Here is a 16,324-nt window from a genome sequence, read left to right as displayed (position 1 = left end):
ATCCAAATGGCAAAAGAATTCAGCCGTTCTCAACGTGTTTCGCAGGAAATGCAAAAAGAGATCGCACTCATCTTACAACGCGAAATCAAAGACCCACGTGTTGGTATGGCTACCGTATCCGGTATCGAGCTGTCCCGTGATTTGGCTTACGCTAAAGTCTTTGTGACCTTCCTGAATGTGTTAACCGATAACGCAGACCCGGATACAGTTAAAAATGGCATTAAAGCACTGCAAGATGCCTCTGGTTATATCCGCACTCTGCTGGGTAAAGCGATGCGCTTGCGTATCGTACCGGAACTGACCTTCGCTTATGATAACTCATTGATTGAAGGCATGCGGATGTCTAACCTGGTGACTAACGTCATCAAAAATGATGTAGAACGTCAGGTTAATCCAGGTAACGACGAGGAGAAGTAATGGGGCGTCCACGTCGTCGCGGCCGTGACATTAACGGCGTTCTGTTATTGGATAAGCCGCTGGGCCTCTCCTCTAATGATGTTTTGCAGAAAGTAAAACGTCTCTTTAGCGCTAACCGCGCAGGCCATACCGGTGCACTCGATCCACTGGCGACCGGTATGTTGCCTATCTGTCTTGGTGAAGCGACCAAATTCTCTCAATTCTTGCTCGATTCTGATAAGCGCTACCTGGTGGTTGCCCGTTTGGGCCAGCGCACAGATACTTCGGATGCCGAAGGTGCGTTAATCAGTGAGCGTGAAGTTAACGTCACTCAGGCGCAGATGGATGCTGCTCTGGATAGTTTCCGCGGCGATAGCCAGCAGATACCTTCCATGTATTCGGCACTGAAGCATCAAGGTAAACCGTTGTATGAATATGCCCGGCAGGGGATTGAAGTAGAGCGCGACGCCCGTAGCATTACCGTGTATGAATTGCTGTTTATCCGCTGGGAAGGCAATGACCTTGAGCTGGAAATTCATTGCTCAAAAGGCACCTACATTCGCACTATTGTTGATGATTTGGGTGAATTATTAGGCTGTGGGGCACATGTTAGCTATCTGCGTCGTTTGCAAGTGGCCGCTTACCCAAGTGATCGCATGGTGACTTTAGAGCAGTTGACTGCCATAGTTGAAGCGGCACAGGCAGAAGAGCGCTCACCAAATCCAGAGCTGGATTTACTGTTGCTACCGATGGACAGTGCAGTATTAAACTTCCCTGAAGTCAATCTGTTACCTGCTGTTGCAGCCTATGTAAAGCAAGGGCAACCGGTGCATGTTGCTGGCGCGCCAAGCGAAGGTATGGTCCGTATCACTGAAGGCGAAGAGCGTAATTTCATTGGTATCGGCACTATCGCAGAGGATGGCCGTGTTGCACCCAAACGCCTGGTAGTAGAGGCGCAGGAAAATGCACTGTAGGCCATACCTTATATAATTCGAGTTGCAGGAAGGCGGCTACCTTGCGATTCCGCAGTGCAAAGAGTAGAATAGTGCGGCTTACATATTGGGTTGCTGAATTAGAGATCGGCGCCTGTTTTAATTTATCTATATATTTGGAGTTGTATCATGTCTCTAAGTGTTGAAGCGAAAGCTAAAATTGTTGCTGACTTCGGTCGCGGTACCAATGACACCGGTTCAAGCGAAGTTCAGGTTGCTCTGTTGACTGCTCAAATTAACCATTTGCAAGGTCACTTCTCCGAGCACAAAAAAGATCACCACAGCCGTCGTGGTCTGCTGCGTATGGTATCCACGCGTCGTAAGCTGCTGGACTACCTGAAGCGTGAAGATGTAACACGTTATGCTTCCCTGATCGAGCGTCTGGGTCTGCGTCGCTAAGTCTGCGAGTTTCGGGAGAAAGGGGCCAAATTGGCCCCTTTTTTCTAAGAAGCAATGATAGAATACGTTAGTATATTGTTGTTCATTACCCAAAGTAATTGAAGTTGTAAGTAAGCAGCAAACGGATCCGCCCGCAGAGTTGGCTCAGGTCAGTGATTCGGGTGAGTGAGAAAGGTTAACACTGCTGTAGCGTCAAGTATGAAGCGTAAATTTCAAACATAGGATCTTCCGGTGCAGAGGTTCGCGCGGCTAATGAGAGACTTTAACTCAATGAGAGTTAAGGATTGTCATTAGTCGCGAGGATGCAGTGTGAAGGTATTAGTAACAGGTGGATGAGGTCGTCAATACGATCCGGCACCGCATAGTATAAGGATACTATTTTGCTGACTCCGATTATTCGTAAATTCCAGTACGGTCAACATACCGTTACCATTGAAACCGGTATGATGGCTCGCCAGGCAACGGCTGCTGTAATGGTAAGCATGGACGACACCGCAGTATTTGTGACTGTTGTTGGCCAAAAGAAAGCCAAGCCAGGTCAGAGCTTCTTCCCTCTGACTGTTAACTATCAGGAGCGTACTTACGCTGCTGGCCGTATCCCAGGTAGCTTCTTCCGTCGTGAAGGCCGCCCAAGTGAAGGCGAAACACTGACTTCACGTCTGATTGACCGTCCGATCCGCCCACTGTTCCCAGACAGCTTCTTGAACGAAGTGCAGGTGATTGCGACCGTTGTTTCTGTTAACCCACAAGTTAACCCAGACATCGTGGCACTGATTGGTGCCTCAGCGGTGCTGAGCCTGTCAGGTATTCCATTTAACGGCCCAATTGGTGCTGCTCGTGTTGGTTACATCAACGACCAGTATGTGCTGAACCCAACGACCGATGAGCTGAAAGAGAGCCGCTTGGATCTGGTTGTTGCCGGTACTGCTGACGCAGTATTGATGGTTGAATCAGAAGCACAGATTCTGTCTGAAGATCAAATGTTAGGCGCGGTCATCTTCGGCCACGAACAACAACAAGTTGTGATTGAGAATATCAACGCTCTGGTTGCTGAAGTTGGCAAACCTAAGTGGGATTGGCATGCAGAGCCAGTTAACGAAGCGCTGCACGCGCGTGTTGCTGAGCTGGCAGAAGCTCGTCTGGGTGATGCTTATCGTATCACTGAGAAACAAGAGCGCTATACTCAGGTTGATGCTATTAAAGCTGACGTCACTGAAGCGCTGTTGGCACAAGATGAATCTTTAGATGCTAGCGAGATTCATGACATTCTGGGCGATGTTGAGAAAAACGTCGTTCGTAGCCGCGTATTGCGTGGCGAGCCACGTATCGATGGCCGCGAAAAAGACATGATCCGTGGTCTGGATGTGCGTACTGGCGTATTGCCACGTACCCATGGTTCTGCGTTGTTCACCCGTGGTGAAACTCAGGCGCTGGTTACTGCAACACTGGGTACTGCCCGTGATGCGCAAAATATTGATGAGCTGATGGGTGAGCGTACTGACTCATTCCTGCTACACTATAATTTCCCTCCATATTGTGTTGGTGAAACAGGTATGGTTGGTTCACCTAAGCGTCGTGAGATTGGCCATGGCCGTCTGGCGAAACGTGGTGTACTGGCAGTAATGCCAAGCCCGAGCGAGTTCCCTTACACTGTTCGTGTGGTTTCTGAAATCACCGAGTCTAACGGTTCTTCCTCAATGGCTTCTGTTTGTGGTGCTTCTTTGGCCCTGATGGATGCAGGTGTGCCAATTAAGGCCGCTGTTGCGGGTATCGCGATGGGTCTGGTTAAAGAAGGCGAAAACTTTGTTGTTCTGTCTGATATTCTGGGTGACGAAGATCACTTGGGCGACATGGACTTTAAAGTGGCCGGTAGCCGTGACGGTATTACTGCACTGCAAATGGACATTAAAATTGAAGGTATCACCCGCGAAATCATGCAGGTGGCTCTGAACCAGGCCAAGGGTGCGCGTCTGCACATTCTGGGTGTTATGGAACAGGCTATCAGCACACCTCGTGGTGATATCTCTGAGTTTGCTCCACGTATCTACACCATGAAAATCAATCCTGAGAAAATCAAGGATGTGATCGGTAAAGGTGGTTCTGTGATTCGTGCGCTGACTGATGAAACTGGCACCACCATTGAAATCGAAGATGATGGCACCATTAAGATTGCAGCAACCGACGGCGATAAAGCGAAACACGCTATCCGCCGTATCGAAGAAATCACTGCTGAAATCGAAGTGGGCCGTATCTATGCGGGTAAAGTAACTCGTATCGTTGATTTCGGTGCATTTGTGGCAATCGGCGGCGGTAAAGAAGGTTTAGTTCATATTTCTCAAATCGCTGACAAGCGTGTAGAGAAAGTGACTGACTATCTGCAAATGGGCCAAGAAGTGCCAGTTAAAGTAATGGAAGTTGATCGCCAGGGCCGTATCCGCCTGAGCATCAAAGAAGCCACTACTCCTGACGCAGAAGCTCCGGCACCAGAAGCAGCAGAGTAATAAAGTATTCCATAGCCCCTTACCTCTGGTGAGGGGCTGTGTTATCTCGAGGGCAGGATGCTCTTGTGTTAAACAAATGGATGAAAGGATATTTATCCAATGTTTGTCTTCGGGAGTAGGAAATGAAGCCTTTCTTGCGCTGGTGTTACGTTGCGACAGCACTCATGCTGGCAGGATGCAGCAACCATGATTGGCGTAAAGACGAGGTGTTGGCTATCCCGTTGCAACCTACGTTGCAGCAGGAAGTGATTCTGGCTCGCATGGAACAAATCCTTGCAAGTCGGGCACTTACGGATGATGAGCGCGCGCAGCTTTTATATGAGCGCGGAGTGCTGTATGATAGCCTCGGGCTACGGGCACTAGCGCGAAATGATTTTTCGCAAGCGTTAGCTATTCGTCCTGATATGCCAGAAGTTTTTAACTATCTGGGCATTTATTTAACGCAGGCAGGCAATTTTGATGCTGCCTATGAAGCGTTTGATTCTGTACTAGAGCTTGATCCAACTTACAATTACGCGCGTTTAAACCGGGGTATCGCTCTGTATTATGGCGGTCGACTCCCGTTGGCGCAGGATGATCTGCAGGCGTTTTATCAAGACGATCCAAATGATCCCTTCCGTTCGTTATGGCTGTATCTGGTGGAAAGAGAAATCGATCCCAAGGCGGCTGCAGTAGCGTTACAACAGCGCTATGAAAAATCGGACAGAGGGCAATGGGGATGGAATATTGTCGAATTCTACTTGGGCACGATCAGCGAAAAAACGCTGATGGAAAGGCTCAAGTCAGATGCAATGGATAACACTTCGCTCGCTGAGCATCTCAGTGAAACTGACTTCTATTTAGGTAAACATTACCTAAGTCTGGGGGACAAGGACACCGCTTCGGCGCTGTTCAAACTGACGGTAGCTAACAACGTTCATAATTTTGTTGAGCACCGCTATGCATTGTTGGAATTGGCGCTTTTGGGCCAAGAACAAGACGACCTATCGGAATCGGACCAGCAATAGCTGACGAACAACTATTAGCCTGACTATCTTGGTTTTTACCAATGTTAATCACCCTAACAGGTGATGGCCTTTTTGTTCGTTTTATAATCTAATTTGAGCCGGTTCACACTTTTCAATGAAAATGACTGAAAATTTTCTCGACGAGTTATGTAGACTGGCTGCCATTATTAATGAGGCACGTGTACATGACTACTGAGCTTGAAACCTCTTTTGCTGATCTGGGGCTATCTGCTCCTATTCTTTCCGCTCTGACTGATCTTGGTTATGAAAAACCATCTCCTATCCAGTTGGAATGTATCCCACACCTGTTAAACGGCCGTGATGTTCTCGGCATGGCGCAAACAGGCAGTGGTAAAACAGCCGCGTTTGGTTTGCCGCTGTTACACAATATTAAAGCTGAGCTGAAAGCTCCACAGGTTCTGGTGCTGGCACCAACCCGTGAGTTGGCTATTCAGGTCGCACAGGCATTGTCTGATTTCTCTAAACACATTAATGGCGTCAACGTTGTAGCCCTTTACGGCGGCCAGCGTTATGACGTTCAATTACGCGCTTTGCGCCAGGGGCCACAAATTGTTGTTGGTACCCCAGGTCGTCTGTTAGACCACCTGAAACGCGGTACTCTTAACCTGTCCAACCTGAGCGGTTTAGTGTTGGATGAAGCAGATGAAATGCTGCGTATGGGCTTTATCGAAGACGTCGAAAACATTCTGGCGCAGATGCCGGCTGAGCATCAGACCGCACTGTTCTCTGCGACTATGCCAGATGCGATCCGTCGTATTACCCGTAAATTTATGAAAGATCCACAGGAAGTCCGCATCCAGTCTAGCGTGACTACCCGCCCTGACATCAGCCAGAGCTTCTGGAGAGTGGGTGGCGGCTATCGCAAAAACGAAGCACTGGTACGTTTCCTGGAATCTGAAGATTTCGATGCAGCTATTATCTTCGTGCGTACCAAAAATGGCACACTGGAAGTGGCTGAAGCCTTGGAAAGTAGCGGTTATAACTGCGCTGCCTTGAACGGTGACATGAACCAGTCTTTACGTGAGCAGACACTGAACCGCCTGAAAGATGGCCGTCTGGATATTCTGATTGCAACTGACGTTGCGGCACGTGGTTTGGATGTTGACCGTATCAGCCTGGTCGTAAACTATGATATCCCTATGGATTCAGAGTCTTACGTTCACCGTATCGGCCGTACTGGTCGCGCCGGTCGTGCTGGTCGTGCGTTGCTGTTCGTTGAGAACCGTGAACGCCGTCTGTTGCAAAACATTGAACGCACCATGAAACTGACTATCCCAGAAGTTCAGTTGCCAAACCCCGAATTGTTGGGTGAACGTCGTTTAGCTCAGTTTGCTGCTAAAGTTGGCCAACAGCTGGAAAGCAGTGATTTGGACCTGTACCGTGCATTGCTGGCTAAGCTGCAACCAGAAGAAGAGTTTGATCTCGAAACCCTGGCTGCTGCACTGCTGAAAATGGCACAGGGCGAACGTCCTCTGATTCTGCCACCAGAAGCTCCGCGTCGTCCGCAGCGTGAATTCAATTCCCGTGATGACCGTGGTAGCGATCGTGGCCGTGATCGTGGTGACAGTCGTCGTGAGCCTCGTCCTGACAGCCGCGCTGACAGCCGTGATGGTGGTGAGCGTCCAGCACGTCGCGAACGTCGTGATGTTGGTGAGATGGAACTGTACCGCATTGAAGTGGGCCGTGATGATGGTGTTGAAGTCCGTCATATCGTTGGCGCGATTGCTAACGAAGGCGACATCAGCAGCCGTTACATTGGTAATATCAAGCTGTTTGCTTCGCATTCAACTATCGAGTTGCCAAAAGGCATGCCGGGCGAAATGTTATCTCACTTCACCCGTACCCGTATCCTGAACAAGCCGCTGAACATGCAGTTGTTGGGTGATGCGCAGCCACATGAACGCCGTGAGCGTCCTGCTGGTGGTGCTGCCGGTGGTGAGCGTCGTGGTGGTGGTGGCCGTTCATTCGGTGGCGAACGTCGTGATGGCGCAGCAGGTGCTCCTCCTCGTCGTTCATTCGGTAGTGACCGTGCTCCAGCCGGTGGTGGCGAACAACGTCGTGGCAACCGTGATGGTCAGCGCTCAGCAGCTCCGCGTCGTGAAGATGCACCAGCGCCTGCACCAGCAGCAGCGGCACCTACTCGCCGTCGTTTTGGTGACGCATAAGTCTTAATCATTTCTGATGATTAAAAATAAAAACCAGCCCTCGGGCTGGTTTTTTTATGTCTATAATTTTGCTTCAGTTGGCGAGTTATAGGTGCTCAACAGCTTGTAACTCTGGCTGTAATCCGGCAACTATTTCAAATGAATATAGTCGTGCCTGATGGTCGAAAATCTGGCCATTCACCATCAATTCGTCAGCCTGGGTCTCCCGCAGTAATGACTGAAGCCCATGCCGCACTTTACTTTTATCACCAATAATAGATAGGCGTAGCGCCTGATCGACACCAAATTGTTCGGCGGGTGAGCAGATCTTATCCATGTTTTCTACTGGTGGCGGTAGTTGACCCGGCGTGCCGCGGCGCAAATTGACAAATTGCTGCTGCATGGAGGTAAACAGGAAATGGGCATCGCGCTCGCTATCTGCGGCCACCACGTTCACACAAACGATAGCATAGGGTTTTGGCCATTGAATGGACGGCTTGAAGTTTTCCCGATAGAGCTTGAGCGCCTGGAATAACATATCTGGTGCGAAATGTGAGGCGAAGGCGAACGGCAGGCCCATGGCCGCAGCCAATTGAGCGCTATACAGGCTGGAACCCAGTAGCCACAATGGAACGTGCAAACCCTGCCCAGGCACGGCTTGTACCGCTTGCCCCGGTTGTACTTCAGCAAAGTAGTTTTGCAGTTCGCCAACATCGGCGGGGAAGTTATCCACTTCACCGGACAGATGGCGGCGTAATGCCATCATGGTGCGTTGGTCACTGCCGGGCGCACGGCCAAGGCCGAGATCGATACGGTCTGGGTAGAGAGAGGCGAGGGTACCAAACTGTTCTGCAATCACCAGTGGTGAGTGGTTAGGTAGCATGACGCCGCCGGAGCCGACACGGATGCTCTTGGTACCTCCGGCAATATAGCCAATCAGTACTGAGGTCGCCGCGCTGGCAATACCTGTCATGTTATGATGCTCAGCGAGCCAATAGCGGTGATATCCCCACTTTTCAGCATGTTGAGCCAGATCCAGCGAAGCATGAAAAGCCTCTCGTGGTGTTTTGCCTTGCGCTATCGGCGATAAATCAAGCACTGAAAGCGGAACTGTCTTTTTGTCAGTCATAGAATCGTCCATCTTAACCTTATGTCGAGTCGCTTGAAGGGCGAACGCACTAATTTATTAATCCAAACAGGGGAGCTAGCCGCATTAATACGCACATAAGAAGCCACATACAGTGCGCGACTATCACCTATAAAAGCATAATCTAAATCGTGGTTTGGCAAGGGGGAATAAATGCGGCGGCAAAAGGATGATTGAAGCGATGAAAAAGAGAACGCTATGGCCCCTACGATTCGTTGTGGTAGCTATATCGAGTGACTGGGTAAGCATGCCTGCGCATGGAGTGATACGGGCGTAGTGCTACGCCCGATGGGTTCTTATGACACCAATTCCAGCCCGGCGAGACGCCGCCAGTAGCCGTTACAGTCGGCTTTATCGGTCAAGATGAGTGGGCTCAATCCCTGCTCATTAGCCCGGAACTGCTCGATAACTGTCAGCGTATCCAGACCTTGCGGAGAGAGTCGCACGATATCCACTAATCCTTGCATGGAAATCAGTTCATTACCGAGGTTATAGCAGTAGCCACTTTGGGTTTGAATACCGTTTAGGATGAATACCTGTTGGTCTTCTTGTGATAATACCGGCCGCCCTTGTGGGTAGTTGATGCAGCAGGTTTCACACTCATCTTTGGCTCGGTCTTCTGAGCGCGCGGTGAAGCAACGGGCAGAATAAGCCAGCGGCAGGTGGCCGTAGCTCAATACTTCTACCTCAAACTGATTGCGGAACCCCAATTCTTCGCACTGTTGCAGCACATTAACCAGCCAGTCACGTGATAGCTCAACCGGCATACACCAACGCATCATGCCCTGACGGTGTAAAATTCGCAGAGTATAAGCGTTGTAGCAATTCAGGGCATGGCCGGCAACAAAGGGTAAGCCACGTTCAGCGGCCATATTCACCGCCCCTAGGTCATTGGCTTCCAGTAAAAACTCACCGTTTTCCACATAACGCTTTAATTCATTCAACTCTGACGGTGCTTGCAGCAGCGCCAGTGTGGAAATCACCACCTGTTTGCCACTGGCAGCCACTTCTTTAGCAAGTGCCAACCAGTCACCCACCTTCATTTCACGGCGTTTGGTACAGACATTCTCACCGAGATAAATAATGTCGGCGCTGCTGTTGGCCGCAGTCTGGTAAAAGGTTTCGATATCAGTTTTTGGCCAGTAATAGAGTACTGCGCCTAAGGCGTACTTCATGTTTCCTCCGGCTACTGCCACTTACGATGATAAGCACCCAATGTAGTTTGAGTACCTTCGGACATTGCGCCCAGTTGTTCCATCCATTCCGCTTTGGCGACAAACTGCGAAGGGTTGGCCTGATAGCGGTCAATCGCCTGTCGCCAGACCTTGGCAACCTGGCTGACATAAGCTGGACTGCGTTGGCGGCCTTCAATTTTCACTGACGCAATGTTGGCAGCAAACAGCTCCGGTAATAACTCAAGCGTATTCAAGCTGGTTGGCTCTTCCAACGCATGATAGCGCTGACCGTCTACCCGATAACGGCCTTTGCACAGGGTGGGATATCCGGCATTCTCATTATCTTCATAACGGTCGATCAGCACTTCATTAAGGCGAGACTCCATCCCCTGTGGGGTTTGCTGCCAGCGAACAAAGCGCGCTGGAGAGCAGGCTCCGACCGTATTGGGTGATTCACCGGTCAAATAGGAAGAAAGGTAGCAACGCCCTTCAGCCATAATGCATAAGCTGCCAAAGGCAAATACCTCCAGTGGCACCGGGCTGGTACGCGACAGTTGTTTCACCTGATGCATTGACAGTACGCGTGGTAAAACCACTCGCGCCACATCGAAATGACGTTGATAAAAGCGGATAGCTTCATCATTGGTGGCCGACGCCTGTACCGATACATGGCGCTCAACCTCCGGGTAACGTTCGGCGGCATATTCCAGCATGGCCAAATCAGCCAGGATCAGGGCATCCGCCCCAAGCTGTGCCGCCATATCCACCGCCCGCTGCCACCGGGAATAACCGTCAGGGTGGGCGAAGGTGTTAATGGCGATATGCAGTTTACGTTTGCGGCTATGAACGTAATTGACCGCTTCCTGCAACTTTTTATCGGTGAAATTGAGGCCAGCAAAATGGCGGGCGTTGGTATCATCTTTCAAGCCAATATAAACCGCGTCGGCACCATTATCGATGGCGGCCTTTAATGCGGGTAAGTTGCCGGCAGGACAAAGCAGCTCCATAGAGTTTTCCTGAATGAGTCAACGGCTCGCCTTGCTGAGGTTACCGCTGGCAATTATTGTTCCCCATCCGAAGATGATATTCGTGGCGATGAAAATTTTATCGAGTGGCGATTCTAGTTAACCTGCTCCCCCCGGACCTTGATTTAAGGCAGTTTCTTTGGCATTGGTGTCATTCTTCTGATATTTAGCAATACTTTCAGCGATAACTTGGTGCAAAATTTATCGATATAACGCGCTTTCCGGTTTTGCTAATGTGGCAAAATAGAACTTTATTTTATGCAGATTGATACCCAAAGTAATTGGAATTGCAGGTAGCCAACACCCCTGCGGCTTCAAGTACAAAGGGGATATCACCAAAAAGGAGTCTGCCTGTGTTGGGAGAACTACGAGCACGTCTGGTGCGTCAAGGGCCGGCGCTACTGCGGGGTCCGTTAAAATTGACCCCCTTTGCCTTAAAACGTCAGGTAATAGAGCAAGTGCTGGGGTGGCAACTTCGTCAGGCTCTGCTAGACGGAGAACTGGAATTTTTGGAATCCCGCTGGTTAAAAATTGAAGTGCGAGACCTCGCATTGCAATGGTTTATGACAGTAGAACACGGTAGGCTGGTCGTAAGCCAACAGGCTGAAGCTGATGTGAGCTTTAGCGGTGATGCCAACGATCTGATTTTGATCGCTGCCCGTAAAGAAGATCCGGATACGCTGTTTTTCCAGCGCCGGTTACGAATTGAAGGGGATACCGAATTGGGCCTGTATGTCAAAAATCTAATGGATGCCATTGAGTTGGAGTCCATGCCAACACTACTGCGTGTTGGCCTGCAACAACTGGCTGAATTTATCGAGGCAGGTCAGCAAGAGGGTGCGGTGAGTGCTTCCCGTACATTAGCATCGTGCTGATCCGGGTTGAAATTCCGGTGGATGCGCCGGGGATAGACGCCCTGTTGCGTCAAGTCTTCAAGCAAGATGCAGAGGCCGAGCTGGTACAGCAACTGCGTGAAGATGGCTTATTGACGTTGGGTATCGTGGCAACTGACGATGAAGGCGGTGTGGTTGGCTATGCAGCATTCAGCCCGGTTGAGGTGGGAGGTGAAGACCGTCAATGGGTCGCACTGGCACCACTGGCCGTGGCGGAGGGGTTGCGCCGCCAGGGTTTGGCTGAAAAACTGGTCTACGAAGGGCTAGACTCTCTGAATGAGTTTGGCTATGCCGCTGTCGTGGTGCTAGGCTCCCCAGCCTATTATCAGCGTTTCGGTTTTGTACCAGCGGCTCGTCATCAATTGACCTGCCGTTGGCCCGGTACTGAAGAGGCTTTTCAGGTTTATGCGTTGGCGGAAGATGCACTGGCGGGTGCTGATGGTGAAGTGGTGTTCTCTGCCCCGTTTAATCGCTTTTAACGCCAGGTAACGATAGCAACGAAGAAGGCTGGCTAATTACCAGCTTTTCTTTTTGCTGCTTATTGAGTTGCTTCACCCGATATTCTAACTTCAATGCTGTCGATCTATCCCCTGCCTCACACTGAAATACCAATGTTAACTCACCTTTTCCTCGCAGCGCTTTCGCGCCTTTCCCTACCTGATGTTGGGCCAATCGCCGTGTTACATCTGTGGTGATACCGGTATAGAGCATGCCAGTGGGGGTGCGCAGTAGATAGAGATACCATAGGCTGTCCGACATAATTTTATTCCAGTCCGGGGGTAGCGGTGCGGAACATTATTACCGGAATCGGCTGCGGTATCCTGATTTTTTTATCTACTGGCACCTGATTGGTTAAATATACGGGGGAAGTGACCTTCCACCCGCAGGGTTATGGTTAGTTATTTGGTTTTTGCTGCAAACTCAAAGCGTGGTGAAACCAAACCGTACAGTGTCCAACCAAGGAAGGTAACAATCGCACCCCATGTCATGGCTTCTTGCCCTGAGCTGTAAAGCGCATAGAAGCTATACATCGCACCAATGAAGGCAATGATATTGGCTTTACGTGCTTTGGCTGGTGGCACATTGGCGGTTTTCTGGATAATGACCAGCGCCGCCATCGACAGAATATAAGGGATGATATTGGTGACTACCGCCAGATTGACCAGCACGTTGAACTGTTTGTTCAGTGACGGGCTAATGGTCATCAGGGACAGCACACTCTGGATGACAACAATGGTCAGCATCCCTTTGATGGGGGCATCGGCTTTACTGACTTTTGAGAAAATTTTCGGGAAGAAGCCTTCATCAGCAGAGGATTTGAATACCTGAGCGATGGTGAACTGCCAACCCAGTAATGAACCCACGCAGGACATGATCATCAATGCCATGATGATTTTACCGACCGCAGGGGTGAACATATAAGCGAACGCCAGGCCAAACGGCGCTGTAGAGTTAGCCAAATCCATATTTGGTACGATACCGGCAATCACGTTGGTTGAGATGATATAGATAACAGCTGCACCTAAAGTCCCACCGAGTACGGCGATCGGAACGTTACGTTCAGGGTTTTCGACAGCATCAGTATTGGCACAAGCAGATTCCAGACCAAGGAAGGCCCACAGCGTCATTGAGATTGAAGAGCCGATGGCTTCAAAAGTGGGAACTGCATGTGGGTTCCAGGCTGCCATATAGGCTGAACCACTAAACCAGAACCAACCAACGATTGAGATACCGACCACTGGGATAATAACCCCCCAGATAGTAACACTACTGATCTGCCCGGTAATGCGCGCGCCACCGAAGTTAGCAACTGTTGCCAGCCACAGCACGCCAATGGTTGCAATACAAATACCCAGTGGTGTTAGTGTCGCTCCCAACAATTCAGTGCCGTAACCTACCGCAGAGATTGCAATGGCGATATTGGCAATCAACAGTGAAGCACCATAGGTGTAGTTCGCCATAAAGTTGCCAGATTTGCCGAACGCATATTCAGCATAGCCGCCCATACCACCGGATTTACGGCTGAACATCCCACATTGGGCGAAGGCATAGGCCAGTGCCATTGAACCTACTGCGGTGACTAACCATGAGACGATAGAGATTGTCCCGACTTCGGCGAGTTTGGTTGGCAGCATAATTATTCCTGACCCCATCATATTGACGGCGGTTAGAATTGTTAGCTGTACTACTCCCATCTTATTATTTGTTTTACTCATTTTTATTATCTCTTTTTTAATTTCAGAGACTGCAGGAATAATTTATTCCCGCAGGTTTGAGTTATTGGTGTCGTCAAATCCCTTTTTATTTGAAATTACAGCCTTGTTGGCGATTATCATTACTCGGTCCATCCTACTTGGGCCACGCAAATAGAGTTGTCACCCGAATCACTTAATGTTAACCAGTGATTCGGGGTTATTTCGTTTGCCGCCAGGCTGTAACGCCAACTAAATTGGGTATAAATTTATTATTGTTAACTTATTGCTTCATCATATAACCGTATGCACGGTTCCAACCATCTTCGTCGACTTGTAAATAAACGCCTTGTAACTCAGGCGCAAACCCTGGTAGTAAATTAATACTTTCTTCTAATGCCAGGAAATAACGCTGTGCAGCGCCCCCCCAAACTTCACCAGGGACTACACACAATACTCCCGGTGGGTAAGGAAGCGCACCTTCAGCAGCAATTCGACCTTCGGCTTTACACAATGGTACTAATTCGGCATGACCACGGACGAATTCAATATTGGCATCCTGTGGATTCATCATAACTTTAGGGAAATACTGTTTGCGGAACATCTCTTTCTGTAGCTGTTTAACATCATAGCTGACATAAAGGTCATGCATTTCCTGACATAATTTGCCAATAGTATAACCTTTGTAACGTGTTTCATTATTACGATACACAGTAGGTAATACATCGCTTAACATTGCATCTTCTTCGATGAAACGTTCAAAACGGGCAATTTGTGCGACCAGGTGCTGCATTTTCGCCAAGTCTTCTGCTGGCGTTAATAAGAATAGGATCGAGTTGAGGTCACATTTTTCTGGCACGATACCATTTTCGCGCAGGAAGTTAGCCAGAATGGTTGCTGGGATCCCTGATGCTGTATATTCACCAGTATTAGTATCAATACCCGGAGTGGTTAATAATAGTTTGCATGGGTCAACAAAATATTGTGACTCTTCATAACCTTCAAATGCATGCCATTTTTCGCCAGGAATAAAGTTAAAGAAGCGTAAGTCTTGTGCCATGGCATCGGTGTCATATTGCTGCCACAGTTTGCCATCAACTTCTACCGGTACAAAAGGCTTAATCATATTACAGGTATTCAAGATCATTTTACGTGCTTCAATACCGGTCTTAACACAATCAAGCCACATGCGTTGACCACTTTTGCCTTCATGCATTTTTGCGTTAACATCTAAAGCAGCAAACAATGGATAGAATGGGCTGGTGGAGGCGTGTAGCATAAAGGCGTTATTAAAGCGTTTATGATTGCAGTAACGATCCTGACCTTTAATATGTTTATCTTTTTTATGGATCTGCGACGTTTGTGAGAAACCGGCTTGTTGTTTATGTACTGATTGAGTAACGATAATGCCCGGATCATTTTCATTCAGTTCAAGTAATAATGGTGAACAATCTTTCATCATTGGAATGAATTGTTCGTAACCTACCCAAGCAGAATCGAACAGAATATAGTCGCAAAGGTGGCCAATTTTATCCACAACCTGGCGAGCGTTATAGATGGTGCCGTCATAAGTACCCAGTTGGATGATAGCCAGACGGAATGGGCGCGCTTCGTTAGCACGATCAGGTGCTACGCTACGGATTTGTTCACGCAGGTATTTTTCTTCAAAACAGTGGGCATCAATACCACCAATAAAGCCAAATGGGTTACGGGCAGTTTCCAGATATACCGGTGTTGCACCGGCCTGAATCAGCGCACCATGATGGTTGGATTTATGGTTATTACGGTCAAACAGCACCAGGTCACCACGGGCTAACAGCGCATTGGTAGCGACTTTATTAGAAGCAGAAGTGCCGTTCAGTACGAAATAAGTTTTATCGGCGTTAAATACTTTTGCTGCATGTTTTTGAGCATCACAAGGTGCGCCTTCATGAATAAGCAAATCACCTAATTTTACGTCGGCATTACACATATCAGAGCGGAAAATAGTTTCGCCGTAGAAGTCAAAAAATTGGCGGCCCGCTGGGTGTTTACGGAAGAATTGACCACCCTGATGACCAGGGCAAGCAAAGGTAGAATTACCCATCTCCACGTATTTCTTTAATGTACTAAAGAACGGTGGCAGCAGCTCTTTTTCATATTTTTCTGCGGCTGATTCCAGTTGTTTACCATAAAAATCAGTATTGTCGCCACACAGTTCAAATACCCCATTTAAAGAGGGTAATACATCGGTATTCAACTCTTCTTCACAGCAGACAGCGGCAAAAATTGGAATCTCTAAACCCAACTCATGAATGCTATCAATTACACCATTATTAATGTCCTGAACTGAAAGCACCACGGCTGCAATATCAGTAAAATCGGTATGTAAAACATCTACGACTTCGCGCTGTGATTCAAAGCAAGGTATTGCCGATAAACTTGCCGCGATA

The 16,324-nt window shown here is 48.9% G+C and carries 15 protein-coding genes; 9 read left to right on the top strand and 6 right to left on the bottom strand.

The window, feature by feature from the left end; translation table 11 throughout:
- The first annotated feature begins 6 nt into the window (after positions 1–6).
- From rbfA to V1952_RS00615, 7 genes are all read left to right on the top strand, one after another.
- The gene (gene rbfA, locus V1952_RS00645) at positions 7–417 is read left to right on the top strand and encodes a 30S ribosome-binding factor RbfA (protein ID WP_032816249.1); all 411 of its coding nucleotides are present in this window, start codon (positions 7–9) and stop codon (positions 415–417) included.
- Positions 417–1,370 (top strand): tRNA pseudouridine(55) synthase TruB, encoded by a 954-nt coding sequence (truB, locus tag V1952_RS00640; protein ID WP_372557847.1) that lies wholly within the window; start codon positions 417–419, stop codon positions 1,368–1,370. The genes rbfA and truB overlap by 1 nt, the downstream gene beginning before the upstream one ends.
- Before the next feature lie 147 nt (positions 1,371–1,517).
- Complete coding sequence (gene rpsO, locus V1952_RS00635; RefSeq protein ID WP_420074202.1) at positions 1,518–1,787, top strand: 30S ribosomal protein S15; 270 nt, start codon at positions 1,518–1,520, stop codon at positions 1,785–1,787.
- A gap of 380 nt (positions 1,788–2,167) precedes the next feature.
- Entirely contained in the window at positions 2,168–4,288 is a 2,121-nt protein-coding gene (pnp, locus tag V1952_RS00630) for a polyribonucleotide nucleotidyltransferase (protein ID WP_083160892.1), read from the top strand.
- A 122-nt stretch (positions 4,289–4,410) separates the two neighbouring features.
- Positions 4,411–5,295, top strand: a complete 885-nt coding sequence (gene nlpI, locus V1952_RS00625) for a lipoprotein NlpI (RefSeq protein WP_083160891.1) — start codon at positions 4,411–4,413, stop codon at positions 5,293–5,295.
- A 115-nt stretch (positions 5,296–5,410) separates the two neighbouring features.
- Positions 5,411–5,491: a protein YrbN gene (gene yrbN / locus V1952_RS00620; RefSeq protein ID WP_096335046.1), complete on the top strand. Its 81-nt coding sequence runs from the start codon at positions 5,411–5,413 to the stop codon at positions 5,489–5,491.
- Entirely contained in the window at positions 5,481–7,481 is a 2,001-nt protein-coding gene (locus V1952_RS00615; RefSeq protein ID WP_420074201.1) for a DEAD/DEAH family ATP-dependent RNA helicase, read from the top strand. Before yrbN ends, V1952_RS00615 begins: the two co-directional genes overlap by 11 nt.
- An 85-nt stretch (positions 7,482–7,566) precedes the next feature.
- On the opposite strand, the gene V1952_RS00610 is transcribed toward V1952_RS00615, so the two are convergent.
- From V1952_RS00610 to ubiU, 3 genes are all read right to left on the bottom strand, one after another.
- Positions 7,567–8,589: a luciferase-like monooxygenase gene (locus V1952_RS00610; protein WP_372557849.1), complete on the bottom strand. Its 1,023-nt coding sequence runs from the start codon at positions 8,587–8,589 to the stop codon at positions 7,567–7,569.
- Between the two features lie 314 nt (positions 8,590–8,903).
- Positions 8,904–9,782 (bottom strand): U32 family peptidase, encoded by an 879-nt coding sequence (locus tag V1952_RS00605; protein ID WP_372557850.1) that lies wholly within the window; start codon positions 9,780–9,782, stop codon positions 8,904–8,906.
- A gap of 11 nt (positions 9,783–9,793) precedes the next feature.
- Positions 9,794–10,789 carry a ubiquinone anaerobic biosynthesis protein UbiU gene (gene ubiU, locus V1952_RS00600; RefSeq protein ID WP_083160887.1) on the bottom strand — a complete coding sequence of 332 codons (996 nt, stop codon included), beginning with the start codon at positions 10,787–10,789 and terminating at the stop codon, positions 9,794–9,796.
- Between the two features lie 371 nt (positions 10,790–11,160).
- On the opposite strand from ubiU, the gene ubiT reads away from it, so the two are divergent.
- Positions 11,161–11,682 (top strand): ubiquinone anaerobic biosynthesis accessory factor UbiT, encoded by a 522-nt coding sequence (gene ubiT, locus V1952_RS00595; protein WP_372557851.1) that lies wholly within the window; start codon positions 11,161–11,163, stop codon positions 11,680–11,682.
- Positions 11,676–12,179, top strand: a complete 504-nt coding sequence (locus V1952_RS00590) for a GNAT family N-acetyltransferase (RefSeq protein ID WP_372557852.1) — start codon at positions 11,676–11,678, stop codon at positions 12,177–12,179. The genes ubiT and V1952_RS00590 overlap by 7 nt, the downstream gene beginning before the upstream one ends.
- Here V1952_RS00590 and V1952_RS00585 read toward each other — a convergent pair.
- The 3 genes from V1952_RS00585 to speF form a co-directional block, all read right to left on the bottom strand.
- Positions 12,166–12,459 carry a GIY-YIG nuclease family protein gene (locus V1952_RS00585; RefSeq protein ID WP_083160882.1) on the bottom strand — a complete coding sequence of 98 codons (294 nt, stop codon included), beginning with the start codon at positions 12,457–12,459 and terminating at the stop codon, positions 12,166–12,168. The two genes, V1952_RS00590 and V1952_RS00585, sit on opposite strands and share 14 nt — an antisense overlap.
- A gap of 140 nt (positions 12,460–12,599) precedes the next feature.
- Positions 12,600–13,916, bottom strand: a complete 1,317-nt coding sequence (potE, locus tag V1952_RS00580) for a putrescine-ornithine antiporter (RefSeq protein ID WP_050085596.1) — start codon at positions 13,914–13,916, stop codon at positions 12,600–12,602.
- Between the two features lie 259 nt (positions 13,917–14,175).
- On the bottom strand, positions 14,176–16,323 hold the full coding sequence (speF, locus tag V1952_RS00575; RefSeq protein WP_420074200.1) for an ornithine decarboxylase SpeF: 2,148 nt from the start codon (positions 16,321–16,323) through the stop codon (positions 14,176–14,178).
- Position 16,324: the final 1 nt, after the last annotated feature.

Origin of the sequence: Yersinia sp. 2542 StPb PI (assembly GCF_048593855.1) — a bacterium.
GTDB classification, from domain to species: Bacteria; Pseudomonadota; Gammaproteobacteria; order Enterobacterales; family Enterobacteriaceae; genus Yersinia; species Yersinia enterocolitica_E.
Note: the sequence above shows the minus strand (reverse complement) of the source record. Positions and strands in the feature narration are given on the sequence as shown.